At 63.3% G+C, this 531-nt stretch carries 1 pseudogene; it reads right to left on the reverse strand.

The window, feature by feature from the left end:
- Positions 1-161: 161 nt before the first annotated feature.
- Positions 162-531 (reverse strand): annotated as a pseudogene (locus RWK44_RS34945) (DUF2063 domain-containing protein); the annotation flags it as partial.

A 531-nucleotide genomic window follows, 5' to 3' on the forward strand; every position in this document is an offset into this window, starting at 1 on the left:
CGATTGCCAGAACACGTTCGCAACGGCCAGCCGCGCGACGAACTGCACCGCCGAAAGCGGCACGGATGAGGCCAGTCGGAGCGCCTGCGAATAAAGGCCGGCGAAACCGCCTCGTTCGGGCATGGATGTCGGGGTCATCATGGTCATCGATCCATTCCTTGTCAGTTGATGTTTGCAGGTTGGTGGCGGACGCGCGTAACGAGTCCGTCGGCAAAGAGACCGCCGAGCGAGGCGACGAGGTCGAAATTCGGATCGCGCGCGGCAGCTTTCTTGACGGCATGTTCAAGTCCGCGGCCGCTCTTCAGCACCTGCAGAAAGGCGTAATGGGCACCGTTGAGGCGGAGAAAGCGAACGCTGTCCCGGTTCCGCCACAAGGCGATCCGCTGCGGTTGCCTTCTGATGCCGCCAAGCTGTTCGAGATCGCCGCTTGCCTGGTGGGCCGACCAGATGTCGAGCGCCGGCCAGCGGCAAAAGAGCAGTCGCAAAGACGGCTGGAGGATCAGGTTGGGCATGGTGCCTTCGCCACCCCGG

Origin of the sequence: Rhizobium sp. 25PS6, from assembly GCF_032464655.1 — a bacterium.
Classification (GTDB): Bacteria; Pseudomonadota; Alphaproteobacteria; order Rhizobiales; family Rhizobiaceae; genus Rhizobium; species Rhizobium laguerreae.